This window comes from Citrobacter sp. W9, assembly GCF_026719375.1.
GTDB lineage: Bacteria > Pseudomonadota > Gammaproteobacteria > Enterobacterales > Enterobacteriaceae > Citrobacter > Citrobacter werkmanii.
The window spans coordinates 86,410-109,596 of record NZ_JAPPTE010000011.1 but is presented as its reverse complement, the minus strand read 5'-3'; the positions used below and the strand labels follow the sequence as shown (position 1 = coordinate 109,596).

The following is a 23,187-nucleotide window of genomic DNA, read 5'->3' as shown; positions in this document are numbered from 1 at the left end:
CGTTGTTCTTCCTCACGAGGCGACAAAATCGCTAATACCGTTAATATCTAAGTTAATTGTGGTGTGTTATCTCTCAGCCAAGGAGCATCCATGAGCCATTTTCGTCCTCTCGAACTAAAACATGCCAGTCGACTGCTAAATCACGGCCCTACCATTTTAATTACCAGTCGGGACGATCATACAGAGCGGCGGAATGTGATGGCTGCTGCGTGGTCAATGCCCGTTGAGTTTGAACCACCACGTATCGCAATTGTGGTTGATAAAACCGCCTGGTCGCGGGAACTGATTGAACGCAGCGGCATGTTTGGCATCGTTATTCCGGGGGTTGCCGCCGCCAACTGGACCTGGGCCGTTGGCAGCGTTTCCGGTCGCGTGGAAGATAAATTCAACTGCTACGGCATTCCTGTGGTGCAAGGACCGGTGTTGGGTTTACCGCTGATAGAAGCAAAATGCCTGGCCTGGATGGAATGCCGTCTACTGCCTGCAACGGCGGCGCAGGAAAAGTATGACACCCTGTTTGGGGAAGTGGTCTCGGCGGCCGCTGATGAGAGAGCCTTCGTGGAAGGGCGATGGCAGTTTGATGATGACAAGCTCACTACCCTGCATCACCTTGGGGCCGGAACGTTTGTCTCCATAGGGAGACGCATTACCGCAGGTGAATAATTGTCTGCTAACGAATGGCGGCTCATGCTTTTCATCCCTCACCGTCTTCTTAAAACTTCTGAAAAACCAGTCGGATGAATCGCTGTCCTTCCTTGCTGAATCATTTGCGTGAATTATAGTTAAACTTGCTCTAACTCAAATATCTATTCCAAATCCAATCAGTCAAAGCAGCATCCCCCAACTGTACTTATAAAGTGTCAGAGAGGTTTTACGATGCAACTGAATAGAATCGCACAAAGTTTTATCCTTGCCGGGTTACTCACCTCTGCCTCTGCTCCCCTGATTGCCGCTGAAGCGCCAAAGGACGCAACCGCTTCCACGCAACAAGCGAACAATGCGCTTTTCAATCAACTGCCCTTCTCCGATAACACCGACTTTACCGATGCTCATAAAGGCTTCATCGCCCCTATTCCTCAGGATGTGATCAAAGGTGAGCAAGGAAATGTCATCTGGAATCCGCAACAATATGCGTTCATTAAAGAAGGCGATAAAGCCCCGGATACGGTAAATCCGAGCCTGTGGCGTCAGTCCCAGTTGATCAACATCAGCGGACTGTTTGAAGTGACGGAAGGCGTTTACCAGATCCGTAACCTCGATCTGTCCAACATGACGATCATTGAAGGTAAAGAAGGCGTCACCGTTGTTGACCCGCTGGTATCAGCAGAAACGGCCAAAGTCGGGATGGATCTTTACTTTAAAAACCGCGGTCAAAAACCCGTTGTCGCGGTGATTTATACGCACAGCCACGTTGACCATTACGGCGGCGTACGCGGCGTTGTTGATGAAGCAGACGTTAAAGCGGGCAAAGTGAAGATTTATGCACCTGCCGGCTTTATGGAAGCGGCGGTGGCTGAGAATATCATGGCCGGTAACGTCATGAGCCGTCGCGCGAGCTATATGTACGGCAATCTACTAAAACCTGATGCCAAAGGTCAGGTTGGTGCCGGACTGGGAACCACGACCTCCGCGGGAACCGTCACCCTGATTGCGCCAACCAATATAATTGAAAAAGATGGGCAAAAAGAGGTCATTGATGGCCTGACCTATGACTTCATGTTGGCCCCAGGCTCCGAAGCGCCGTCAGAAATGTTGTGGTATATCGAAGAGAAGAAACTGATTGAGTCTGCTGAAGACGTCACCCACACCCTGCACAACACCTACTCCCTGCGCGGGGCCAAAATTCGTGAGCCGTTGCCATGGTCCAAATACATTAACGAAGCGATTGTACGCTGGGGAGATAAAGCAGAAATCCTGATGGCGCAGCACCACTGGCCAACCTGGGGTAATGACAAAGTCGTGAACCTGTTGAAAAGCCAACGAGATCTGTATCGTTACATCAACGACCAGACGCTGCGTATGGCTAACGAAGGTCTGACCCGCGATGAAATCGCCGCGAACTTTAAACTGCCGGACTCACTGGCGCATACCTGGGCTAATCGCGGTTACTATGGTTCCGTCAGTCATGATGTGAAAGCGACCTATGTGCTCTATCTCGGCTGGTTTGATGGTAACCCGGCAACGCTGGATGAACTGCCGCCGGAAGAAGCGGCGAAGAAATTCGTCGACTATATGGGCGGAGCGGACGCCATTCTGCAGAAAGCGAAAGCCGACTATGACCAGGGTAACTATCGCTGGGTGGCCCAGGTGGTGAGCAAAGTGGTGTTTGCCGATCCCAATAACCAGGCCGCGCGCAACCTGGAAGCTGATGCGCTGGAACAGCTAGGATACCAGGCTGAATCCGGTCCGTGGCGCAACTTCTACCTGACCGGCGCGCAAGAGCTGCGTAATGGTGTGGTTAAAGGCCCAACCCCGAACACCGCCAGCCCGGATACCGTACGCGCCATGACGCCGGAAATGTTCTTCGACTATCTGGCGGTACATATTAACGGGCAGAAAGCGGGTGATGCCAAATCGGTGTTTAACATCGACCTTGGCAGCGACGGTGGTAAATATAAGCTTGAACTGGAAAATGGCGTGCTAAACCATACCGCCAATGCCGAAGCAAAAGAGGCTGACGCCACCATCACATTGAGTCGCGACACGCTCAATAAAATCATCCTCAAGGAAGTGACGCTGAAACAGGCGCAAGACAGCGGCGATGTGAAGATAACCGGCGACGGCGCTAAACTTGACGCTATGCTCGGCTATATGGATAAGTTCGAATTCTGGTTTAACATCGTTACACCGTAAACCTGTTGAAAACGGGCGGAAAATTCGCCCGTTTTATCTCACATGCTGTAGCCAGGTTTTTTAATTAACGTTGCCATCTGCGGCTTAATCTCCGCATCCCACACGCCCTGCCACGCCTCTGGCTCAACTTGATTCAGCGCCACGCTTACCGAGCTGTCTTTGCTTTGCAAATGACGAATAATGACGTCGGTAATATCCGCCGCCAGCGCGGATTTTTGCTCGTCGCTCAGATCGCGGGGAAAACATTTAATATCAACGTGCGGCATAGCAGGTTCCTTATTGTTTTGGTCAGAAAGTGTGTTTTCTCAAATAATCTTATTGTTTTTCAGCACGGAACGTAGCCGTGGGTGCTGGCAAACCGCATCAGCGATAGCGCTAATATTCGGCGTGTTGTCCTGGAACCAGTCATGTCCCGGCCCCCAGCTACGCATCACACAAATATAGACGTCCAGCAAGGTTAGCTGCTCTCCGAAAGCGTACGGCTCGGCGCTTAGCTGGTCATTCAACCACATATAGAGAGATTTTCGGTACTCAATACAATTTTTTTTCAACTGCGTCGGAGCATCCGGCACCCAGCGTTCAGGATAATCGGCATAGGTAAATGTGGGATAGACATTTGCCACCAGCCATATCAACAGACGCTGGAACTGCTGACGCTCGCTGCGCCCAACGGAGGGCGAAAGCTCGGGACAACGATCGAGGATCATCAGGGCGATCGCCGCAGTTTCCGTCATGACTTCGCCATTTTCCAGTACCAGTGTGGGCACCTGGCATAGCGGATTCATTGTCTTAAGCAACTCCCGCGAAGGACCATCGCTGTCAAAACCGTCGACATTAATAAAACTGTAAGGGATCTCCGCCAGTGTGAGCATCACTTCACTGATGGCCGATCCCCAGCCCGGCACCCCATAGACCTTAATCATGCTGTAACCCTCAACGTTAAAACACTAAGTGTAGAGCAGCATTCAATAACCTATGCAGGCATGATTATTACTCTCATAATAACAATGATCGGATATCGGGAGAAATAAGCGATGCGTTCCAGTATGTTTGAATATATGACCATTTTTATACAGGTTGTTGAGCAAGGTGGATTTGCCAGAGCTGCAGACGTATTACACCTGCATCGCCCCGCAGTGACCAAAGCCATCCAGCATCTTGAAGACGAACTGGGGGCAAAGTTACTTAACCGCACAACCCGTAAAGTGACGCTGACCGATGAAGGTGACGCTTTTTACCAACGCACAAAAATACTGCTTGGCGACGTTGATGACATCATGGCCTCTTTCTCGCCAACCCGCCCGCCACGCGGAAAACTCAGGGTTAATGCCCCTCTGTCGCTGGCGCATTCCGTGTTAGTTCCTGCGCTGAAAGATTTCCAGTCGCGATATCCTGACATCGAGATGGTACTCACCTCCACCGACCGTAAAATCGATATGCTTGCCGAAGGTATCGACTGCATGATCCGTATCGGCGAATTACAAGACTCTTCCCTGATATCCAGGCGACTTGGTGAAGTAAAGATGGTGACCTGCGCGTCACCGGATTATTTGCAACAACATGGCGTACCACAGACGCCAGAGGATTTATCCCGACACCAGGCGCTTAACTTTTTTAGCGAGCGTCACCGGGAAGCGCTGGAGTGGTCCTTCATTAGCGGAGGTAAAACTTTATCGTTCACGCCCACCGGGCGGATAAGCGTTGATAACTCCGATATATTGCTGACCGGCTGTTTATCTGGACTCGGCATCATACGTGGTGTTCATGCCGTGCTGGCCCCCTACCTCCAGTCGGGTCAGCTCGTTGAGGTGCTGGCCGATTACGCTGGAGAATCAAAACCGGTTTCTGTGCTTTACCCCGACAGGCGTCACCTCACCCCTCGCGTACGGGTATTCATTGACTGGCTGTGCGAACTTTTTAGCCAACAAAAACCGCGGCTTCAGGGATTGTTACGAAATGAGTAATAGTGAAGTTCCGCAACTGCGGTTTTTCACTCTCATCTGAATCGTTAAATTGTGCGGACCCAATACAGAACAATTTACTGAGGTCTGCTATGTCTAAGGTCGTAGTTTTTAATCAAATTGGTGACGCTGACGTCTTGAAGATTCAGGACATGCAGGTTCCCGCGCCTGATGCAAATGAGGTTCAGATCCGCGTACGGGCAATTGGTATCAACCGTGCGGAGATTATGTACCGCACAGGTCAGTATATTTACCAACCTAATTTCCCGGCACGGTTGGGTTATGAAGCTGCCGGAGTCGTTGAATCTGTAGGAGACAACGTAGGTGAGTTTGCACCAGGGGATTACGTTAGCGTCATTCCGGCTTTCAGCTTTCATCAATATGGTATGTATGGAGAAGTCGTTAATGCCCCGGCGCACGCGGTCGTAAAACATCCGCAAAACCTCAGCTTTGCCGAAGCCGCCGCCAGTTGGATGATGTATGTGACCGCATTCGGTGCACTGGTTGAATATGCGGATATTAAACCTGGAGATAATGTGCTGATCAATGCTGCTTCCAGTAGCGTCGGACTGGCGGCAATTCAGATTGCTAATATGCTCGGCGCAAAGCCTATTGCGATGACGCGAACCAGCGAGAAGCGAAGCCAGCTTTTGCAGCTTGGGGCAGCAGATGTTATCGCCAGTCATGAGCAAGATCTTGTCACTGAGATCTCACGCATTACTGATGGCAAAGGAACCCGTGTGGTCTTCGATCCGGTCGGTGGCCCGGGAGTGGCAAAAATTGCCCAGGTGATGCCGGCCGGTGGGATCTTTTTCCAATATGGCTCGCTTGATGCACGCGACCTTTCTATACCGGTCATTGAGATCCTCGGTCGCCATTTGACTTTCCGTGGTTATGAAATTTTTGAAATCACCTCGGACGCAGAAAAACTTTCGCGAGCGAAACGGTTTATCTTTGAAGGATTGCAGTCCGGGCAGCTCAAGCCGCTGATTGATAAAACCTTCGCCTTTGATGATATCGTCGAGGCACATCAATACATGGAAGCCAACGGTCAGGTAGGCAAAATCGTCGTCACTGTATAACCCCTGTGCGGCACACCCTTGTGCCGCAATGTGTCTCAAAGCACTTTCGACAAAAACTGCTGGGTGCGCGTGTGGCGTGGATGATTCAGCACCTGCTCGCTGCTGCCCTGCTCGACAATTTTGCCATCGACCATAAACACCACCTGATCCGCCACTTCTCGGGCGAAGCCAATCTCGTGCGTTACTACAACCAGCGTGGTTCCCGACTGCGCCAGCGCTTTGATAACATCCAGCACTTCGCCCACCAGTTCGGGATCAAGCGCTGATGTGGGTTCATCAAACAGCATGACGCGCGGATTTAATGTCAGTGCACGGGCAATGGCGATACGTTGTTGCTGTCCGCCGGATAAGTGACGCGACCAGGCATCGGCTTTATTACGCAGCCCTACCGCATCAAGCAGGGTTAATGCCCGCTCGGTGGCGGCTTTACGTGTTGCCAGACCGTGCGCAATGGGCGCTTCAATCAAATTCTCCAACACCGTTAAGTGCGGGAACAGATTAAAGTTCTGGAACACATAGCCGACGTTAACGCGCTGACGCAAAATTTCCGCCTCTTTCAGCTCATACAGCTTATCTCCCTGCCGACGATAGCCAATGTAATCGCCATCAATTTGAATAAACCCTTCATCGACGCGCTCCAGATGGTTGATAGTCCGCAACAGAGTGGATTTCCCGGAGCCGGATGGGCCAAGAATAACGGTTACCGTACCGGGCGGGATCTCCAGCGACACATTATCCAGCGCTTTGTGGCGACCGAAGTATTTGCTGACGCCGGTAATAGAAATATGGCCTTCAGGCGAGTGGGACATGGGCGGTCTCCTGCTGTGGACGTTGACGACTGCGTTTTTCTGCACGACTCACCCGGGCGGTATTGATCGCTGAACGTCGTTCGCTACGTGCCAGCGCGCGTTCGACCAGGTGCTGAATTAACGACAGGACGCTGGTGATCACCAGATACCACACCGCGCCGACCATCAGCAGCGGGATCACCTCCTGCGTGCGGTTGTAGATCATCTGGATGGTGTAGAACAACTCAGGCATGGCCAGCACGTATACCATCGCCGTCCCTTTCGCCAGACTGATGATTTCATTGAACCCGGCAGGCAAAATAGTGCGCAGCGCCTGCGGCAGGATAATTCGCAGCGTACGTCGCCATGCCGGTAAGCCCAGCGCCGCAGCAGCCTCGTACTGACCGTGATCAACCCCCAAAAATCCACCACGAATAATTTCAGCGGTATAGGCGCTTTGCACCAGCGTCAGGCCGACTACCGCAGTGGAAAACTGGCCGAGTACATTGATGGTCTCAAAACTGCCCCACTGAATGGGAGTAAACGGAATACCAATCGTCAACGTGTCGTACAGATAGGAGAAGTTGTACAGAACGATTAGCACTACAATCAGTGGTAACGAGCGAAACAGCCAGATGTATCCCCATGCCAGACCGTTCAGCAGCCAGGAAGATGAAAGTCGCGCCAGCGCCAGCAGACCGCCGATGAGAATACTCAACAGCGTACCGATAAGCGTCAGCAACAATGTTTGCCCGAGACCGGACAAGATAACCGGATCGAAGAACCAGCGGGTAAACACGGCCCATTCCCAGCGCGGGTTAAACGCCACGGACTGGATAATCACCGCCAGAACAAACAAAGCAATGATCGCTCCGACGGTACGCATGGGATAGCGCGCCGGTACGACTTTAATGCTATCAGTCGTTTTCATTTTATCTCCTCAGGCTATTCTGGCCTGACCGGCGATGGTTAACAGTTTGGTAAAGCGCAGTCGTCCATCAAACGGCGGCTGGCTGTACTCTTCGGGATCGCGCGCCGTATCAAACTGCGGATCGTAGCCCTGACTTAAATACAGCCGGACGGCCTCCGGCTGGCGAAATCCGGTGGTCAGATAAATCCGGCTGTAGCCCGCGAGTAGCGCCCTACGCTCCAGCTCCTGCACCACGCGCGCCGCCAGCCCCTGCTGTCGCAGGCTACTTTTCGTCCAGATACGCTTAATCTCGGCGGTATCTTTGTCGTAAGGTTTGTAGGCCCCTGTGGCGATGATCTCACCGTTACGTTCCAGTACTACGAACAGCCCCTGCGGCGCCAGATACCATTCGGTCAGTTCCACCTCTGCGTCGCGAGAAAAATAATCGCCATAGCGGGCGGCATATTCACCAAACAGACCGTTCAAAATGGGTTGCAGCTCGCTGGCTTCAGGTGAGACCACGCGAAATTGATCGCTCACGATAACCTCCTTAGTCGCCTAACCCGGCTGGGTTGATCTCAGATTGCGGAATGCGTTCCACCCCTTCCCCCCAACGGTTCAGTACCTTGTCGTAGTCGCCGTTGCCAATCACGCCGTTGAGGGCGGTTTGCACAGGCAGAACCAAACCGCTGTCCTTTTTCAGCGTCACGGCGATATGTGCCGCTTTTGGCCAACCGCCATCAACGCTACCCACCAATTGTGTTTTACCGTTGAGCGCGGCTTTCCACGCGCCAATAACGTTAGGACCGAAGTAGGCATCAGCGCGACCTGACTGCAGGGCCAGAGTCTGGGCGGCATCATCTTTGGTATACACTGGCGTAAACGGCTGTAACCCTTTCTTCACGTTTTCATCGTTCCAGGCCAGCAGGATGGCTTCCTGGTTCGTCCCCGAACCGACGATAATGCGCAGACCGGCGATATCTTCCGCCTGCTCGATTTTCTTCAGCTTGCTGCCGGTTTTGACATAAAAGCCCAGGGAGTCCTTACGATAGGTCGCGAAATCGAATTTCTCTTTCCGCGCTTTTGTGACGGTAATATTGCTGATCGCGGCATCGTATTTGCCGGAGGTGACGCCCAGCGGCCAGTCTTCCCATGATGTGGGCACAACGTTGAGTTCCAGCCCCAGACTGTCTGCCACCAGACGGGCAATGTCCGCCTCGCTGCCGATCAGTGTTTTATTGTCATCGGCAAACACGGTCAGCGGCGGCTGACTGAGCCCGGCAATCGCCACGGTGAATTTGCCCGGTACGGCCAGGTGCAGGTTCGCAGGTAATTGCGCAATCGCCTGCGGATTTTTTGCCGTATTAATCGGCGTTTTATTGGCTTCCAGGCTTACGCCCGTGCCGTTAATAGTCACGTCATTTGCCCAGACGGTCGCGCTGAAAGCCAGCGACAGCGCGAGGAAGACTGATTTTTTCTGCATAGCGTTTTTCTCTTATTGTGTGAATTGATTTGCAGGTGTCGCTAATCCCAGGCTTGCACGCAGGGTCGTACCGGGATATTCATGGCGGAACAGGCCACGGGCCTGAAGCACGGGGATAACCTGTTCGACAAAACGTGGGAAGGTATCCGGCGTTCCTCCCTGAATGATAAAACCGTCAGCCGCTTTCTCGTCGAACCACTGCTGAAGGCCGTCGGCTACCTGCTGCGGCGTGCCGCTAAAACGCGGACGCGGGCTGGCGGCTTCCAGGGCAACCTGACGTAGCGTTAACCCCCGTTCGCGCGCATTACGCTTGATCTCATCGGTCGTGCTGCGAAAGCTATTTTGTCCGAGGGAACCCAGATCCGGGAACGGTGCGTCCAGCGGATATTGGGCAAAATCATGATGTTCGAAGTAGCGGCCAAGGTAGTTCAGTGCGTCAGTAATGGAAACCAGCGCAGCGGTAGTCTGATACTGTTGCTCTACGTCCTCTGCACTGTCGCCAACAATGACGCTGACGCCCTGGAATATATGCAGTTGTTCGGGACCGCGCCCGGTGGTTGCTAATTGGCTTTTAACATCCTGATAGAACGCTTTAGCCTCCGCCAGCGACTCCTGATGAGTAAAAATGGCATCAGCATGCTGCGCTGCTAATTTCTTGCCATCGGAAGAAGCCCCAGCCTGAAATATAATTGGACGGCCTTGTGGTGTTCGCCCGATATTTAACGGCCCGGCAACCTGAAAATAATCCCCATGATGGTTAAGCGTGTGCAATTTTTGCGGATTAAAAAATTCTCCGCTTGCCTTATTACGGGTAAAAGCATCATCTTCCCAGGAATCCCACAGTCCTTTCACTACCTGTAAATATTCATCGGCAATACGATAACGCTGAGCATGCTCTGGATGCTGGGCGCGGGAATAGTTTTTTGCCGACCCTTCCAGAGGCGATGTCACCACGTTCCATCCGGCGCGCCCCTGGCTGAGGTGGTCGAGGCTGGCAAACTGCCGGGCGGTGGTAAAGGGCTCGCTGTATGACGTGGATACGGTGCCAACCAGCCCCAGATTACGGGTGATGCTGGCCAACGCAGATAATACCGTCAGCGGCTCAAAGCGATTTAAAAAATGTGGAATTGATTTTTCATTAATATACAGACCATCGGCGACAAAAATAAAATCCAACTTCCCTTTTTCCGCAATAAGCGCTGTTTCTTTAACAAAGTCAAAATTAATACTGGCATCGGCCTGCGCCGCCGGATGACGCCATGCAGACATATTTCCCGATGCGCCATGCAGAATAGTGCCGAGCCGTAGTTGCCGATTTTCAGCCATAATAACCCCTACCCAACAGGTAAAATTAAATGTGTGCGAATGCCGTTTTTGCTAAATGAGCAAAGTAGTGCGCGGCGGGTTCTATTAAGCGTTCATCCGGATTAAATCCCGGATGATGTAATCCGTATTCGCTGGCGCTACCAATACTGACGAACGCTCCAGGCGTATTTTGCAGGTAGACGGCAAAATCCTCCCCGCCCATATGCAGGTCGGCATAGTGGGTGGCGTAGCCTGATTGTTTCGCCACGGCGGTGGCGATATCCGCCCAACGATCATCGTTCACCAGCGCGGTCGGTCCCGCATGCCAGATAACATCAATTTGTGCGCCAAAAGCGTGGGCAAATCCGGCGGCGATGTCATTTACCCGGGCTTTGACCTGCTGCTGCACCTCAATGCGATGCGTTCTGAGCGTCCCTTCCAGCTCTACGGACTCTGGCAGCACGTTCCATGTGTTTCCTCCCTGAATACGGGTCACGCTGAGCACCACTGAATCCAGGGTGTTAACATCGCGACTGGCAACGCTTTGCAAAACTGTTACCAGTTGGCTGGCGAGCAGGATGGCGTCTTTGCCTTCATGCGGACGCGCCGCATGTGCGCCTTTGCCATTGATACGTAACACAAAGCGATCAACATTGGCATAGAATGCACCGCCGCGCGTGGCGAACTCCCCTACCGGCAAACCCGGTTCATTGTGCATGCCAAAAATAGCCGCGACGTTTTGCAGTGCACCAGCGCGAATCAGTGTTTTGGCGCCGCGAAAACTCTCTTCCGCGGGTTGAAACAAAATACGTACTCGCCCCGGTAAGTCTGCTTCCTGCTGCTTAAGCAGCAGCGCGGCGCCAAGCATGACGCTGGTGTGAATATCGTGCCCGCAGGCGTGCATCCCCCCCGGCGTGAGTGAGCGAAACGGAACATCGGCGCTTTCTTCTATCGGCAGGGCATCAATGTCCGCCCGCAAGGCGATGATCTCTTCTCCCTGACCAATTTCCGCGACCAGACCGGTTTTCAGGTTGAATGGCAGAATCTGGACATCAGCACTGCGCAACCAGTCGCGAATACGCGCCGTCGTCGCCACTTCCTGCAGGGAAAGTTCCGGGTGTTGATGCAATTCACGACGCCAGTTGATAAGCGTTGTCGCCAGTGTCATCAGACCACCTCCACGGCGTTATGGGCTTGTGCCAACAACCGTAGCGACGTCAGACGCGCGTGCCCCTCTGCCACTGGCGTGTCGATAATGAACTCATTAATGCCAAATTGCGTATGCAGGACGTTCAGTTTTGCCAACACGTCGTGGGCAGTACCGTGTAACAAGGCCTGTTCACGACGCGCGATTTTGCGGGGCGGACTGCCAGCCTGCGCAGCGAAGGCCAGCGCTTGCTCTTCGCTGGCAACCGTGACGCGTTGGCCATTTTCGAGTTCCACGCCCCAGATCTGCACGTTTTCCGCAAGCTGCGCGGCGGTGTCGTTACTGTCAGCCACAATCACCTGGACGGCGACTATCGTCGGGCGTGTGCTGTGGGTCTGCCAGAAGGACAAAACGTCACGCAATAACGCTCTGTCACCGTTGAGGTGTGCCGCGAAGATGAAATTCCAGTCGGATTGCGCTGCCAGCTGAGCGCTTTGTACACTGGCTCCCAGCACAAACCCTTCTGGCGGTCGCGGTGGGATTGGCGTCGGGAAAACCGTTTCCCCGCTTTCCGTGCCGTTCAGCGCCAGCCAACCGTTAAGCTGAGAAAGCTGGTCAGCAAAACTGCCTTTTTCATCCTGATGAAGTCCCAGCTGTAACGCCTGAGTCGACAGGGGTAAGCCGCCAGGCGCTTTTCCGACGCCAAGATCGACACGTCCGGGGGCCAACGATGCCAAAAGATTAAAGTTTTCCGCCACTTTGTACGGGCTGTAATGCTGCAGCATCACGCCGCCGGAACCGACGCGGATACGCTGGGTTTGCCCAAGGATCCAGGCGATCACCAGCTCCGGCGACGGGCTGGCCAGCTGTGGTGTATTATGGTGTTCCGCGATCCAGAAACGATGGTATCCCCACTCTTCTGCCAGTTGCGCCAGACGCAAGGTCCGGGCAAGCGCCATCACGGCAGTTTCTCCTTCCCCAACGGGGCTTTTATCCAGAATACTCAGGCGATATGACATGTTACAGGCCCATATTTGTTAACATGTCTTTATTATTAAATTATCAAATAACCATAATGAAACACTTAATTCACATTTGCTCAGCAAAAAAGTAGATAACCAGCCCTGTTGCTGTCAGGGATAAGATTCGGCTTATCTCTCACGGGCGAAACACGCCGCAAAAACAGCCTGCACGTATTACCTACAAAATATAATAGGGTTGTTGTTACTACCGTAATACCCTCCTTATCCTTTCTGCCAGTGAGCTTTTTATGGTGATTTTTTTAGCGTGATTTACATTAAGTCAGATTAAATAGCTTGCCACGTTATATATTTGTATTAGATGTTTCACTTTCATGACAATTAACAACTTTTATACGTCGGGATTTTTATTATAACTACTTCCACCGAAATCATGATTAGTAGAGAATACAGCGTTTCTTATTAAAATGGTTTAAACAGTTTTTAATATCCCCTGGCTTTATTGTGGGGATTTTTTTATGGCTTATACATACCACTTGGGGCCTCTATGAAAAGTAACATGCCTGTTACACAAATTGAGTACGCACTTAACGATAAAGCGACGCTGCTTTCGACAACAGATAAAGAAAGTCATATTACCTACGCCAACTCTGCTTTTATTGACGCCAGCGGATTCAGCGAACACCAGTTAATGGGCGAGCCGCATAATATTATTCGCCACCCTGATATGCCCTCTGCCGCTTTCGCCGATATGTGGTACACGCTACAGCAGGGGGACAGTTGGACGGGAATGGTGAAAAACCGGCGGCAGAATGGCGATCATTACTGGGTGCGGGCCAACGTGACGCCGGTCTGGCACAATGAAAAACTCACTGGTTACATCTCGGTACGCACTGTTCCTTCGCGCGATGAAATAACCCAAAGTGAAAACTTATATCAAAAAATAAATAGTCAGCAGCTTAAAGGCTTTCGTCTGTTTAAAGGTATTATCATTCGTCGCGGCATAATGGCATGGGTTTCAATGTTTAAATGGCTGAGTATTAGCCAGCGCGTCAATTATAGTTTAGGGGTGACTGCCCTGCTGGCGTTGTTATTTATCTTATCCCCTGTGAATTCTATTATTCAGGCGGGTGGGCTGTTGATGCTGTTTCTGGCACTGGCTATTTACCTTAAGTATCAAATTTGTCAGCCAGTTAATACGCTACTGACGCAAATGAAGAAAGTGGTGTCTGGTCGTAAAGCCGATAACTGTCATTTAAACAGGGTTGATGAAATAGGAATGTTGATGCGTCTGGTTAATCAATCCGGGCTTAATCTGAATTCACTGGTCGATGACGTCAGTACGCAAATATCCGGTATTCGCGCCATCAGTCAGCGGGTATCAAAAGAAGGTACTGCGTTGCACAAGCGTTCAGAAGAAACCTCCGCTGACCTGCAACAAACGGCTGCCGCCATCGAAGAAATTGGCAGTGCGGTACAGCAAACCGCTGAAACGGCGGCGCAGACCATGACCATGGCAGATAAAACCAGCGCCAACGCGGCAGCAGGCGGCGATATCATGAAACAAACCATTACCATGATGCAGGCAATCTCGCGTGATAACGGACAGATAGTCGACATCATTGGCGTTATCGATAGCATTGCCTTTCAGACCAATATCCTGGCGCTCAATGCCGCGGTTGAGGCCGCGCGAGCCGGAGAATCCGGGCGCGGCTTCGCCGTTGTCGCAGCAGAAGTTCGCAATCTGGCGCAGCACTCGGCGTCGGCGGCAAAAGAGATCAAACAGTTGATCGAGAAGAACGTCGCCAACGTTAACAGCGGCGTCAAAATGGTGGAGCGAACGGAAACACATCTCACCGGGATGATTGGTGATGTCCTGCAGATGTCGATGATGATCAAAGAGATTAGTCTGGCCACGCGAGAGCAAACCCAGGCGCTGGATCTGATTAACGATTCAATTTCACGCGTGGGCGCCATGACACACAATAACGCCGAAATGGTGGAACGTGTTACTGATGCTACCGCCGATCTGACCCAGCGATCATCACGCTTACAGCAGGCCGTTCAGGTCTTTGGCGTATCAGCATAACGTTACGGCGCTTATCGGGCGAATGTCTTAATAAGCGCACTCCTCTCCCTGGTTAAAACGCCCCTTTCTTTTATTGGCTGAATCGAGGCCACACCGCGCCAGTTCCGGCTGCACAAAAATGCTGAATTCTTGTTATCGGGGCTTTGCGCAAGTGAACAATTGAATGTAGGATGCTCGGCCGGCAGTTTTCCCCCGTAACACAATGAAGGGTAACGCTGTTTTCGCCGCAGCAGGTGCGGCAAAAAGGATTTTGTAAATCAGTCAGGTCAACAGGAAACGTAATGAACACACACAACACGCAAGCCGCGGAACAACATGCGGCGAAACGACGCTGGTTGAATGCTCACGAAGAGGGGTATCACAAGGCGATGGGCAATCGACAGGTACAAATGATCGCCATTGGCGGCGCGATTGGTACCGGATTGTTTTTAGGGGCAGGCGCACGTTTGCAGATGGCTGGCCCCGCTTTGGCGCTGGTCTATCTGGTGTGCGGTATTTTTTCGTTCTTTATTCTTCGCGCGCTCGGCGAACTGGTTTTGCACCGCCCTTCCAGCGGTAGCTTTGTCTCCTACGCCCGCGAATTTTTAGGTGAGAAAGCCGCCTATGTGGCGGGCTGGATGTATTTCATCAACTGGGCGATGACCGGTATTGTCGATATCACCGCAGTTGCGCTGTATATGCATTACTGGGGCGCATTTGGCGACGTGCCGCAGTGGGTGTTCGCCCTCGGGGCGCTGGCCATTGTCGGCACCATGAACATGATCGGCGTGAAGTGGTTCGCAGAGATGGAGTTTTGGTTTGCGCTGGTCAAAGTGCTGGCGATTGTGATTTTCCTGGTTGTGGGTACCGTTTTCTTAGGTAGCGGAAAACCGCTGGATGGCAACGCCACGGGTTTTCACCTGATAACCGACAACGGCGGATTTTTCCCGCATGGCCTGCTGCCAGCGCTGGTACTGGTTCAGGGGGTCGTCTTCGCGTTTGCCTCCATCGAACTGGTCGGCACTGCCGCGGGTGAGTGCAAAGATCCGCAAACGATGGTGCCGAAAGCGATCAATAGCGTTATCTGGCGTATCGGTCTGTTTTACGTGGGTTCGGTGGTCCTGCTGGTTCTGCTTCTGCCCTGGAACGCCTATCAGGCGGGGCAAAGCCCGTTTGTCACCTTCTTCTCCAAACTTGGCGTGCCGTATATCGGCAGCATCATGAATATTGTGGTGCTCACCGCGGCGCTTTCCAGTCTGAACTCCGGCCTGTACTGCACCGGGCGTATTTTACGTTCCATGTCGATGGGCGGTTCCGCGCCAAAATTCATGGCTAAAATGAGCCGCCAACAGGTGCCATGGGCCGGGATCCTCGCCACGCTGGTCGTGTATGTCGTAGGGGTATTCCTGAACTATCTGGTGCCGTCGCAGGTGTTTGAGATCGTGCTTAATTTCGCCTCGCTGGGCATCATTGCGTCGTGGGGATTTATCATGGTTTGTCAGATGCGTCTGCGCCGGGCGATTAAAGAAGGTAAAACCGCAGACGTCAGTTTTAAACTGCCGGGTGCGCCGTTTACCTCCTGGCTCACGTTGCTGTTCCTGCTGAGCGTGCTGGTGCTGATGGCGTTTGATTATCCAAACGGCACTTATACCATCGCATCATTACCGTTAATCGCCATCCTGCTGGTTGCAGGCTGGTTCGGCGTGCGTAAACGCGTAGCGGAAATCCACCGCACCGCGCCGTAAGGATAAAAAGGCCTGATAGCTTACCCCTTCAGGCCTTCTTTTTTAGTCTGCTTCAATGAGCTGCGCAACATCGTTGCTATTAATTTCCCGCGCATTCCCATCCTGATCGGTATAGCTGGTCATTCCCGTGTCTTTATCCAGCTTTGGCTTGCCCTGGGTGGTAATCGTTTGTCCGCTTTTGGTCGTCATAACGTAATTGGTTGTGCAACCTGCCAGCGTAAACAGCATGACGCCTGCACAAAGACACATAAATGGCTTTTTCATGGTATTCCCGTGTTATTCAGTTAGCCGTTGAGGGCGTAGTGTAAGTCCCTGAAGTTAGTCAGGCTACTGGCGGGGTGTAACGAGGCGTATCGTGAGGTTTAGAGAAATGACAGGAGGGGTTTCCCCCTCCGGTTAATTACAGCGCAATACGAATCACATCGTCCGGCTGAGTAGCTTCCTGCTCGCGGGTAGATTTCTGTTTCACGCTAACGTACAGCGTTTTACCGTCGGCGGAGAGCGCCAGGCTGTTCGGGAATGTTGGGGTCTCGAACGTTTTGACAACTTTGTAGCTTTTCGCGTCGATCACGCTTACTTTACCGGCCTGACGATGGGTCACATAGGCCTCGTTGCGCGCCGGGTTGAACAGCACGGCCAGGGATTCCGGCGCGGCGACTTTCGCCAGTACATTGCCGTTGCGGGTGTCAATAACCAGCACTTCCGCAGCCTTAGAGTCGGTAACAAATGCGCGGTTACCCGCCGTGTCCAGACTCAGGTTGATAAAGAAGTGCTCTTTTCCATCATCCAACAGCTTTTTACGGCTGAGAATTTTGTTATTGGTGGTATCGATAGTGATAAATTCGCCGTCCGCATTGGCGGTGTACAGGCGTTTAGCCTTGCTGTCGACAGCCAGAGCGGTGCTCATTTTGCCAGTATTTTGGATTGTGTCCTGAAGTTTGATCGTCTCACCGTCCACGACCCAAATTACGCTCTCTTTACCAATACCGCTAATGTAGACCGTGTTGGTCGCATCATCGGCGACCAGCTCACGCGGCTGCAGCGGGCGCACATCTTCAGAACGCTTACGCGCATCCAGCACCAGGCGCCCTTTCACCGCGCCTGTTTTGGCATCCATCGCCGTCACCGCGCTGTTTACCGTATTACCAAACCACAGCGTTTGCGTGGTGTTATTGATGGTGGCGCCAAACGGTTTGAGATCGTTATGGATAACCTGAGTCACTTCGAGCGTCACCGGGTCAAGACGGTAAACCACGCCCCCTGTATCCAGTTTGCGGCTCTGTGAGGTCGCCAGCCACAGCGCGTTCTCTTGCTGGCTGTACGCCATTTCATAGGCACCTTTGCCCACAGCTTTGCGCAGCAATTCTTCCGCAGCCTGTGTCGTAAAAGATGATGCCACGAGCAGTGAACCTAACAGTAAAGAACCACGCAGGCGCGGCGAAAACAGATGACGTAAAGACATGACGACTCCCTTTGATAAATTCGTTTGTTACTGCTTCACATAGCTTCAATGAGCAAAATCATGGTTTTGCCTTTTTAAGAATGAGAATAGTAATCATTATTTATCGCAAAGTGGAGCACTTCTTCACATATTGACTACACTCGTTTTCATTGCCCGAAAAATTACCGCAATTCAGTAGCGCTAAAATTCATCTTTTTTATAAAAAAATTCACATGCTTACCGTCCGTTTTCCGGCGTCAGCATCATAAACTGGCCTTATTCATGACGATTTTTTCAGCCCGCTATACTGTCTTTCCTGTTTCATTACTGCCTGTCTTTCTCTCGACTTTTGCCGCGGCAGACAGTGAGATAAACGAGCAAACGCTGATCGTTAGCGCGACGCCACAATCCGTTTCAGAGCTGGATACCCCTGCCGCCGTCAGCGTTGTTGCCGGTGAAGATATGCGTCTGGCAACACCGCGCATTAACCTGTCCGAATCGCTGACCAGCGTCCCTGGGCTACAGGTGCAAAATCGGCAGAACTACGCGCAGGACCTCCAGTTGTCGATTCGTGGTTTTGGTTCACGCACCACATATGGTATCCGTGGCATTCGTATGTATGTAGACGGAATCCCAGCCACCATGCCGGATGGGCAAGGCCAAACATCCAATATCGATATCAGCAGCGTACAAAATATTGAAGTCCTGCGGGGTCCCTTCTCTGCGCTGTATGGCAATGCTTCCGGCGGTGTGATTAATGTCAGTACTGAAACAGGGCGTGAACCGCCCACCATTGAAGCCAGCAGCTATTACGGTAGTTTTGGCACCTGGCGCTACGGTTTAAAGGCCACCGGAGCGCTGGGCGACGGTACTCAGCCAGGCGATGTGGATTACACCGTTTCAACGACCCGATTTACTACCCATGGGTATCGCGATTACAGCAGCGCGCAAAAAAATCTGGCTAATGCCAAACTGGGCGTACGCATTGATGACGCGAGTAAACTGACGCTGATTTTCAACAGCGTGGATATTAAGGCCGACGATCCCGGAGGCCTGACGAAGTCAGAGTGGGATGCCAATCCGCAGCAATCGCCCCGCGCCGAGCAATTCAATACGCGAAAAACCATCAAGCAGACCCAGGCGGGATTGCGCTATGAACGCCAGCTTAGCGCGCAGGATGATCTCAGCATCATGACCTATGCGGGGGAGCGCGAAACCACCCAGTATCAGTCGATCCCAATGGCCCCACAGTTAAGACCCTCCCATGCCGGAGGCGTTATCACTCTACAACGTCATTATCAGGGGATAGATAACCGTTGGACTCACCGTGGCGAATTGGGGATCCCGGTGACCTTCACCACCGGCATAAACTATGAAAACATGAGTGAAAACCGTAAAGGCTATAACAACTATCGGCTTGATAATGGTGTGCCTGAGTATGGTCAGAAAGGCGACGTGCGACGCAATGAACGTAACCTGATGTGGAACGTCGATCCCTATCTGCAAACCCAGTGGCAATTGACGGAGAAGCTTTCGCTGGATGCTGGCGTTCGTTACAGTTCCGTGTGGTTTGATTCCAACGATCGCTACATTACGCCGGGTAACGGCGATGACAGCGGGGACGCCAGCTATCACCAATGGCTCCCTGCCGGATCGTTGAAATATGCGATGACGGACGCCTGGAACGTCTATCTGGCTGCGGGGAGAGGATTTGAAACGCCGACAATTAACGAACTCTCCTACCGTTCCGATGGCCAAAGCGGGATGAATTTTGGTTTACAGCCGTCCACAAATGACACCATTGAAATCGGCAGCAAAACGCGCATCGGCGATGGGCTGTTTACCGCGGCCCTGTTCCAGACCAACACGGATGACGAAATCGTCGTTGATAGTAACAATGGCGGTCGTACGACCTATAAAAACGCCGGGAAAACCCGCCGTCAGGGAGGCGAGCTATCCTGGGACCAACGCTTTGCCACAAACTGGCGCGTAAAAGCGGCATGGACCTGGCTGGATGCAACCTATCGCAGCAATGTCTGCGGCGATCAAAACTGCAACGGCAACCGACTGCCCGGCATAGCGCAAAACATGGGATTCGCGTCACTGGGCTACGTGCCTGATGAAGGCTGGTATGCGGGAGCAGATGTGCGTTATATGGGGGACATTATGGCTAATGATGAAAATACGGCGAAAGCCCCGTCATATAGCGTAGTCGGCCTGAATACCGGCTATAAATTTTATTACAGCAACCTTATGATCGACCTGTTTGGCCGGGTGGATAACCTGTTTGATAAGACCTACGTCGGTTCGGTGATTGTGAATGAATCAAATGGCCGATACTACGAACCGGCGCCAGGACGAAACTATGGCGTGGGTATTAATCTGGCCTGGCGTTTTGAATGATACTGGCGGGAATCGCTCCCGCCAGCACTCTTTACGCATCGTCTGCTACGCGAATAACCACCTTGCCGAAGTTTTTACCGGTCAGCAAACCGATAAAGGTCTGCGGCGCATTCTCCAGACCGTCAGTGACCTGCTCACGGTAGTGGATTTTACCCTCTTTAATCCAGCGCCCCATCTCCCGCTGAAACTCGTGAATGCGGTGACCATAATCCTGACCAATGATAAAACCCTGCATCCGGATACGCTTTTTCAGTAAGGTTGCCATCAGCAACGGTAATCGGTCAGGGCCGGTCGGAAGCGATGTCGCATTGTAACCGCTGACCAGTCCGCAAAGCGGAATGCGCGCCGAGGTATTGAGTAACGGCAGCACAGCGTCAAATACCTTACCGCCAACGTTCTCGTAGTAAATATCAATCCCCTGCGGACACGCTTTTGCCAGTTGTTGTGCAAAATCGTGCGCATGGTGATCGAGACAAACATCAAAGCCCAGCACTTCGGTAGCATGCCGGCATTTCTCTGCCCCGCCCGCTACACCGATCACCCGACACCCTTTGAGCTTACCAATCTGTCCAACCGTTGCGCCCACCGGGCCAGTTGCAGCGGCAACAACCAGCGTTTCCCCTGCTTTCGGCTGGCCGATGTCCAGCAAACCCATATAGGCGGTAAATCCCGGCATCCCCAAAACACCCAGCGCCCAGGAGGGATGTTCAGGATTATCGCCAAGCTTCACCAGCCCGTTGCCGTCCGAAATGTCATAGTCCTGCCAGCCACTGTAGCTCAGCACCCATTCGCCAGGCTGGTAATCAGGATGGTTGGAGGACACGACGCGGCTCACAGTGCCGCCGACCATCACACCGCCAATCTCAACGGGAGGCGAGTAAGACGGTTCATCGCTCATGCGCCCACGCATGTAAGGATCGAGAGAAAGGAAAACGGTGCGCAGCAAAACCTGACCTTCTCCCGGCGTTGCGACTTCATCTTCTTCAAGACGGAAGTTATCCGGGATTGGCGCGCCATGTGGGCGGGAAGCCAGTACCCAACGGCGGTTACGATTAGTCTGTTGACCCATGATGTGCTCCTCTGCTTTTGGCATGAATCCATCAATAGTAGCAGCCTGCGCCAGCATTTAGCTCGCGACATGGTTTAATCGCACAACCAGATAAACGCAGGTTTGCGTGGTTTCATTGATAAACCGACAGTCATTCGGCGGCCCCAGTTCCAGACAATCGCCCGCTTTCATTTCATGACGCACATCGCCTTCCACAAAGACTAACTCCCCCTGCTGTAGCCAGATAAGCTGTCTGGCCTGTACGTAGGAGGATGCTGGCATTGGGATATCGCTTCCGGCGGGCAATTCGATTTGTACCAGGTCGATGGGGAGATCGCTGCGCGGTGAGACATGGCGTCGCAGATAGTGGCTCTGCGGATCGTGCCAGACGGGCTGGTCAGCGAGGCGCAGCAGCTTGCCCTCCTGCATTTCGGCTCGCGCAATCAGCATCGACATGCTGATGCCAAACGCCCCGGAGAGCCTGCCCAGCAGCGTGGCCGTGGGGCTACTCTCACCACGCTCTATTTTATGGATCATTGCCCGCGACACGCCTGCACGCTCGGCGAGTTCCGTCAGAGACCAGCCGCGAGATTCTCGTTCAAGGCGAATTCTTGCACCGATCCGTTGATTTATGCTGTCTTCAATAGTATTCATATTGTAATACTATAGTGAACAAGCCCTGAGGTTCAACATGTCAATTCGATTTGCCAGCAAAGCAGACTGCGCCGCTATTGCTGAAATTTATAACCACGCGGTACTGCATACGGCGGCTATCTGGAACGATCAAACGGTCGATGCCGAAAACCGTATCGCCTGGTTCGAAGCCCGCCAGTTGATGGGCTATCCCGTGCTGGTAAGTGAAGAAAACGGCGTAGTCACTGGATATGCTTCGTTCGGCGACTGGCGTAACTTTGACGGATTTCGTCATACCGTTGAGCATTCGGTGTATGTCCATCCTGAGCATCAGGGCAAGGGCCTGGGACGAGCGCTGCTCAGCCGACTGATAGAAGAAGCGCGCACGTGCGGAAAACATGTAATGGTGGCGGGGATTGAGTCTCAGAATCAGGCGTCGCTGCATCTGCACAGTACGCTGGGATTTAACATCACCGCACAAATGCCGCAGGTTGGCACCAAATTTGGTCGCTGGTTGGATCTGACCTTTATGCAATTGCAGTTAGACGATCGTCGCGATCCGGATGCCGGCAGATGAACCAGACGCTGACCCTCTCCTTTCTGATTGCCGCAGGTATTGGTCTGGTGGTGCAAAACACCTTAATGGTGCGTATCACGCAGACCTCCTCGACGATCCTGATTGCCATGCTGTTGAACTCACTGGTTGGGATTGTGCTGTTTGTCAGCATTCTGTGGTTTAAGCAAGGCGCTGCGGGGTTTGGCGAACTGGTCTCCAGCGTGCGCTGGTGGACGCTGATCCCCGGTTTGCTGGGGTCTTTTTTTGTTTTTGCCAGTATCAGCGGCTATCAAAATGTGGGGGCTGCCACCACGATTGCGGTACTGGTCGCCAGCCAGTTAATTGGCGGACTGGTGCTGGATATTCTGCGCAGTCATGGTGTACCGCTCCGTGCGCTGGTGGGGCCTGTTTGCGGCGCGGTGCTGCTGGTCGTCGGGGCCTGGTTGGTCGCGAGGCGCTCATTTTAACTGCCGGATGGCGCTTCGCTTATCAGACTTACGGAATTTATCCAGCCTGAACATACAGGCCGGATAACAGTAATAACGAATTAAAGGATTGTGCCGCCTTTGGTCAACTGCTCGCGACGGGCTTCCATATCCTCTTTATGCTGACGACCATGATGTGCAATAGCCGTACGCAAACGCTGTTGCTGGGTGTAACGATCTTCCCGGCTCAGCGCGGCATCATCGCTGAGTTCAATCAGCAATTCATTCATATGCGTAATGACGCTCTCTTCAATGGCGGCATCAACTCGTGCGCTGACCTCATCCAGATGCGACATAAC

At 52.6% G+C, this 23,187-nt stretch carries 21 protein-coding genes and 1 pseudogene; 9 read left to right on the top strand and 13 right to left on the bottom strand.

Annotated features, from left to right (window positions below; translation table 11 throughout):
• Positions 1-90 precede the first annotated feature (90 nt).
• Both OOJ59_RS16430 and OOJ59_RS16425 read left to right on the top strand, forming a co-directional pair.
• Positions 91-663 carry a flavin reductase family protein gene (locus OOJ59_RS16430; protein ID WP_121529063.1) on the top strand — a complete coding sequence of 191 codons (573 nt, stop codon included), beginning with the start codon at positions 91-93 and terminating at the stop codon, positions 661-663.
• Positions 664-876: 213 nt separating this feature from the next.
• Entirely contained in the window at positions 877-2,853 is a 1,977-nt protein-coding gene (locus tag OOJ59_RS16425; RefSeq protein WP_199963890.1) for an alkyl/aryl-sulfatase, read from the top strand.
• 38 nt (positions 2,854-2,891) lie between these two features.
• On the opposite strand, the gene pptA is transcribed toward OOJ59_RS16425, so the two are convergent.
• Positions 2,892-3,119, bottom strand: a complete 228-nt coding sequence (pptA, locus tag OOJ59_RS16420) for a tautomerase PptA (protein ID WP_069324916.1) — start codon at positions 3,117-3,119, stop codon at positions 2,892-2,894.
• Between the two features lie 39 nt (positions 3,120-3,158).
• Positions 3,159-3,776: a glutathione S-transferase family protein gene (locus OOJ59_RS16415; protein ID WP_038640673.1), complete on the bottom strand. Its 618-nt coding sequence runs from the start codon at positions 3,774-3,776 to the stop codon at positions 3,159-3,161.
• Positions 3,777-3,887: 111 nt separating this feature from the next.
• On the opposite strand from OOJ59_RS16415, the gene OOJ59_RS16410 reads away from it, so the two are divergent.
• On the top strand, positions 3,888-4,817 hold the full coding sequence (locus OOJ59_RS16410) for a LysR family transcriptional regulator (RefSeq protein ID WP_069324918.1): 930 nt from the start codon (positions 3,888-3,890) through the stop codon (positions 4,815-4,817).
• Positions 4,818-4,906: 89 nt separating this feature from the next.
• On the top strand, positions 4,907-5,896 hold the full coding sequence (locus tag OOJ59_RS16405) for a zinc-dependent alcohol dehydrogenase family protein (RefSeq protein ID WP_069324919.1): 990 nt from the start codon (positions 4,907-4,909) through the stop codon (positions 5,894-5,896).
• 35 nt (positions 5,897-5,931) lie between these two features.
• Here OOJ59_RS16405 and OOJ59_RS16400 read toward each other — a convergent pair whose 3' ends face one another.
• The 6 genes and pseudogenes from OOJ59_RS16400 to OOJ59_RS16375 all read right to left on the bottom strand — a co-directional run bounded on the left by OOJ59_RS16400 (position 5,932) and on the right by OOJ59_RS16375 (position 12,548).
• Positions 5,932-6,705 (bottom strand): amino acid ABC transporter ATP-binding protein, encoded by a 774-nt coding sequence (locus OOJ59_RS16400; RefSeq protein WP_160956127.1) that lies wholly within the window; start codon positions 6,703-6,705, stop codon positions 5,932-5,934.
• Positions 6,689-7,615, bottom strand: a complete 927-nt coding sequence (locus OOJ59_RS16395; protein WP_160956126.1) for an amino acid ABC transporter permease — start codon at positions 7,613-7,615, stop codon at positions 6,689-6,691. The genes OOJ59_RS16400 and OOJ59_RS16395 overlap by 17 nt, the downstream gene beginning before the upstream one ends.
• 9 nt (positions 7,616-7,624) lie before the next feature.
• A complete protein-coding gene (locus OOJ59_RS16390; RefSeq protein ID WP_006684497.1) occupies positions 7,625-8,134 on the bottom strand; it encodes a GNAT family N-acetyltransferase in 510 nt (169 codons plus the stop codon).
• Between the two features lie 10 nt (positions 8,135-8,144).
• Positions 8,145-10,403: pseudogene (locus OOJ59_RS16385) on the bottom strand (NtaA/DmoA family FMN-dependent monooxygenase).
• Between the two features lie 25 nt (positions 10,404-10,428).
• On the bottom strand, positions 10,429-11,550 hold the full coding sequence (locus tag OOJ59_RS16380) for an amidohydrolase (RefSeq protein ID WP_160956125.1): 1,122 nt from the start codon (positions 11,548-11,550) through the stop codon (positions 10,429-10,431).
• A complete protein-coding gene (locus tag OOJ59_RS16375) occupies positions 11,550-12,548 on the bottom strand; it encodes an MsnO8 family LLM class oxidoreductase (protein ID WP_150345045.1) in 999 nt (332 codons plus the stop codon). Before OOJ59_RS16375 ends, OOJ59_RS16380 begins: the two co-directional genes overlap by 1 nt.
• 508 nt (positions 12,549-13,056) lie before the next feature.
• Here OOJ59_RS16375 and OOJ59_RS16370 point away from each other — a divergent pair.
• Complete coding sequence (locus OOJ59_RS16370; protein ID WP_160956185.1) at positions 13,057-14,598, top strand: methyl-accepting chemotaxis protein; 1,542 nt, start codon at positions 13,057-13,059, stop codon at positions 14,596-14,598.
• A 281-nt stretch (positions 14,599-14,879) separates the two neighbouring features.
• Positions 14,880-16,322 carry an L-asparagine permease gene (ansP, locus tag OOJ59_RS16365; RefSeq protein ID WP_038640693.1) on the top strand — a complete coding sequence of 481 codons (1,443 nt, stop codon included), beginning with the start codon at positions 14,880-14,882 and terminating at the stop codon, positions 16,320-16,322.
• A gap of 42 nt (positions 16,323-16,364) precedes the next feature.
• Here ansP and OOJ59_RS16360 read toward each other — a convergent pair whose 3' ends face one another.
• Together OOJ59_RS16360 and yncE are read right to left on the bottom strand one after the other, a co-directional pair.
• Entirely contained in the window at positions 16,365-16,586 is a 222-nt protein-coding gene (locus OOJ59_RS16360) for a YgdI/YgdR family lipoprotein (RefSeq protein ID WP_038640695.1), read from the bottom strand.
• A gap of 136 nt (positions 16,587-16,722) precedes the next feature.
• Positions 16,723-17,784, bottom strand: a complete 1,062-nt coding sequence (gene yncE / locus OOJ59_RS16355; protein WP_038640696.1) for a 7-bladed beta-propeller protein YncE — start codon at positions 17,782-17,784, stop codon at positions 16,723-16,725.
• Between the two features lie 261 nt (positions 17,785-18,045).
• On the opposite strand from yncE, the gene pqqU reads away from it, so the two are divergent.
• Complete coding sequence (gene pqqU, locus OOJ59_RS16350; protein WP_160956184.1) at positions 18,046-20,166, top strand: TonB-dependent receptor PqqU; 2,121 nt, start codon at positions 18,046-18,048, stop codon at positions 20,164-20,166.
• A gap of 31 nt (positions 20,167-20,197) precedes the next feature.
• On the opposite strand, the gene OOJ59_RS16345 is transcribed toward pqqU, so the two are convergent.
• Both OOJ59_RS16345 and OOJ59_RS16340 read right to left on the bottom strand, forming a co-directional pair.
• Complete coding sequence (locus OOJ59_RS16345) at positions 20,198-21,235, bottom strand: NADP-dependent oxidoreductase (RefSeq protein ID WP_137351476.1); 1,038 nt, start codon at positions 21,233-21,235, stop codon at positions 20,198-20,200.
• 57 nt (positions 21,236-21,292) lie between these two features.
• Positions 21,293-21,868: a helix-turn-helix domain-containing protein gene (locus OOJ59_RS16340; protein WP_085048179.1), complete on the bottom strand. Its 576-nt coding sequence runs from the start codon at positions 21,866-21,868 to the stop codon at positions 21,293-21,295.
• A gap of 37 nt (positions 21,869-21,905) precedes the next feature.
• Here OOJ59_RS16340 and OOJ59_RS16335 point away from each other — a divergent pair, with 37 nt between their 5' ends.
• Together OOJ59_RS16335 and OOJ59_RS16330 are read left to right on the top strand one after the other, a co-directional pair.
• Positions 21,906-22,424, top strand: coding sequence for a GNAT family N-acetyltransferase (locus OOJ59_RS16335; RefSeq protein WP_038640702.1), 519 nt, complete (start codon positions 21,906-21,908; stop codon positions 22,422-22,424).
• Positions 22,421-22,870, top strand: a complete 450-nt coding sequence (locus OOJ59_RS16330; RefSeq protein WP_042308290.1) for a DMT family transporter — start codon at positions 22,421-22,423, stop codon at positions 22,868-22,870. Before OOJ59_RS16335 ends, OOJ59_RS16330 begins: the two co-directional genes overlap by 4 nt.
• 80 nt (positions 22,871-22,950) lie before the next feature.
• On the opposite strand, the gene OOJ59_RS16325 is transcribed toward OOJ59_RS16330, so the two are convergent.
• The gene (locus OOJ59_RS16325; RefSeq protein ID WP_038640708.1) at positions 22,951-23,184 is read right to left on the bottom strand and encodes a YdcY family protein; all 234 of its coding nucleotides are present in this window, start codon (positions 23,182-23,184) and stop codon (positions 22,951-22,953) included.
• Positions 23,185-23,187: the final 3 nt, after the last annotated feature.

Bases quoted from the DNA above. Each gene is read 5' to 3' on its own strand.
- OOJ59_RS16330 (WP_042308290.1), top strand. From the start codon at position 22,421: ATGAACCAGACGCTGACCCTCTCCTTTCTGATTGCCGCAGGTATTGGT.
- OOJ59_RS16405 (WP_069324919.1), top strand. From the start codon at position 4,907: ATGTCTAAGGTCGTAGTTTTTAATCAAATTGGTGACGCTGACGTCTTG.
- OOJ59_RS16370 (WP_160956185.1), top strand. From the start codon at position 13,057: ATGAAAAGTAACATGCCTGTTACACAAATTGAGTACGCACTTAACGAT.
- OOJ59_RS16400 (WP_160956127.1), bottom strand. From the start codon at position 6,705: ATGTCCCACTCGCCTGAAGGCCATATTTCTATTACCGGCGTCAGCAAA.
- OOJ59_RS16360 (WP_038640695.1), bottom strand. From the start codon at position 16,586: ATGAAAAAGCCATTTATGTGTCTTTGTGCAGGCGTCATGCTGTTTACG.
- OOJ59_RS16325 (WP_038640708.1), bottom strand. From the start codon at position 23,184: ATGTCGCATCTGGATGAGGTCAGCGCACGAGTTGATGCCGCCATTGAA.
- pptA (WP_069324916.1), bottom strand. From the start codon at position 3,119: ATGCCGCACGTTGATATTAAATGTTTTCCCCGCGATCTGAGCGACGAG.
- OOJ59_RS16410 (WP_069324918.1), top strand. From the start codon at position 3,888: ATGCGTTCCAGTATGTTTGAATATATGACCATTTTTATACAGGTTGTT.
- OOJ59_RS16335 (WP_038640702.1), top strand. From the start codon at position 21,906: ATGTCAATTCGATTTGCCAGCAAAGCAGACTGCGCCGCTATTGCTGAA.
- OOJ59_RS16380 (WP_160956125.1), bottom strand. From the start codon at position 11,550: ATGACACTGGCGACAACGCTTATCAACTGGCGTCGTGAATTGCATCAA.
- OOJ59_RS16395 (WP_160956126.1), bottom strand. From the start codon at position 7,615: ATGAAAACGACTGATAGCATTAAAGTCGTACCGGCGCGCTATCCCATG.
- OOJ59_RS16345 (WP_137351476.1), bottom strand. From the start codon at position 21,235: ATGGGTCAACAGACTAATCGTAACCGCCGTTGGGTACTGGCTTCCCGC.
- pqqU (WP_160956184.1), top strand. From the start codon at position 18,046: ATGACGATTTTTTCAGCCCGCTATACTGTCTTTCCTGTTTCATTACTG.
- OOJ59_RS16430 (WP_121529063.1), top strand. From the start codon at position 91: ATGAGCCATTTTCGTCCTCTCGAACTAAAACATGCCAGTCGACTGCTA.
- OOJ59_RS16415 (WP_038640673.1), bottom strand. From the start codon at position 3,776: ATGATTAAGGTCTATGGGGTGCCGGGCTGGGGATCGGCCATCAGTGAA.
- ansP (WP_038640693.1), top strand. From the start codon at position 14,880: ATGAACACACACAACACGCAAGCCGCGGAACAACATGCGGCGAAACGA.
- OOJ59_RS16425 (WP_199963890.1), top strand. From the start codon at position 877: ATGCAACTGAATAGAATCGCACAAAGTTTTATCCTTGCCGGGTTACTC.
- yncE (WP_038640696.1), bottom strand. From the start codon at position 17,784: ATGTCTTTACGTCATCTGTTTTCGCCGCGCCTGCGTGGTTCTTTACTG.
- OOJ59_RS16375 (WP_150345045.1), bottom strand. From the start codon at position 12,548: ATGTCATATCGCCTGAGTATTCTGGATAAAAGCCCCGTTGGGGAAGGA.
- OOJ59_RS16340 (WP_085048179.1), bottom strand. From the start codon at position 21,868: ATGAATACTATTGAAGACAGCATAAATCAACGGATCGGTGCAAGAATT.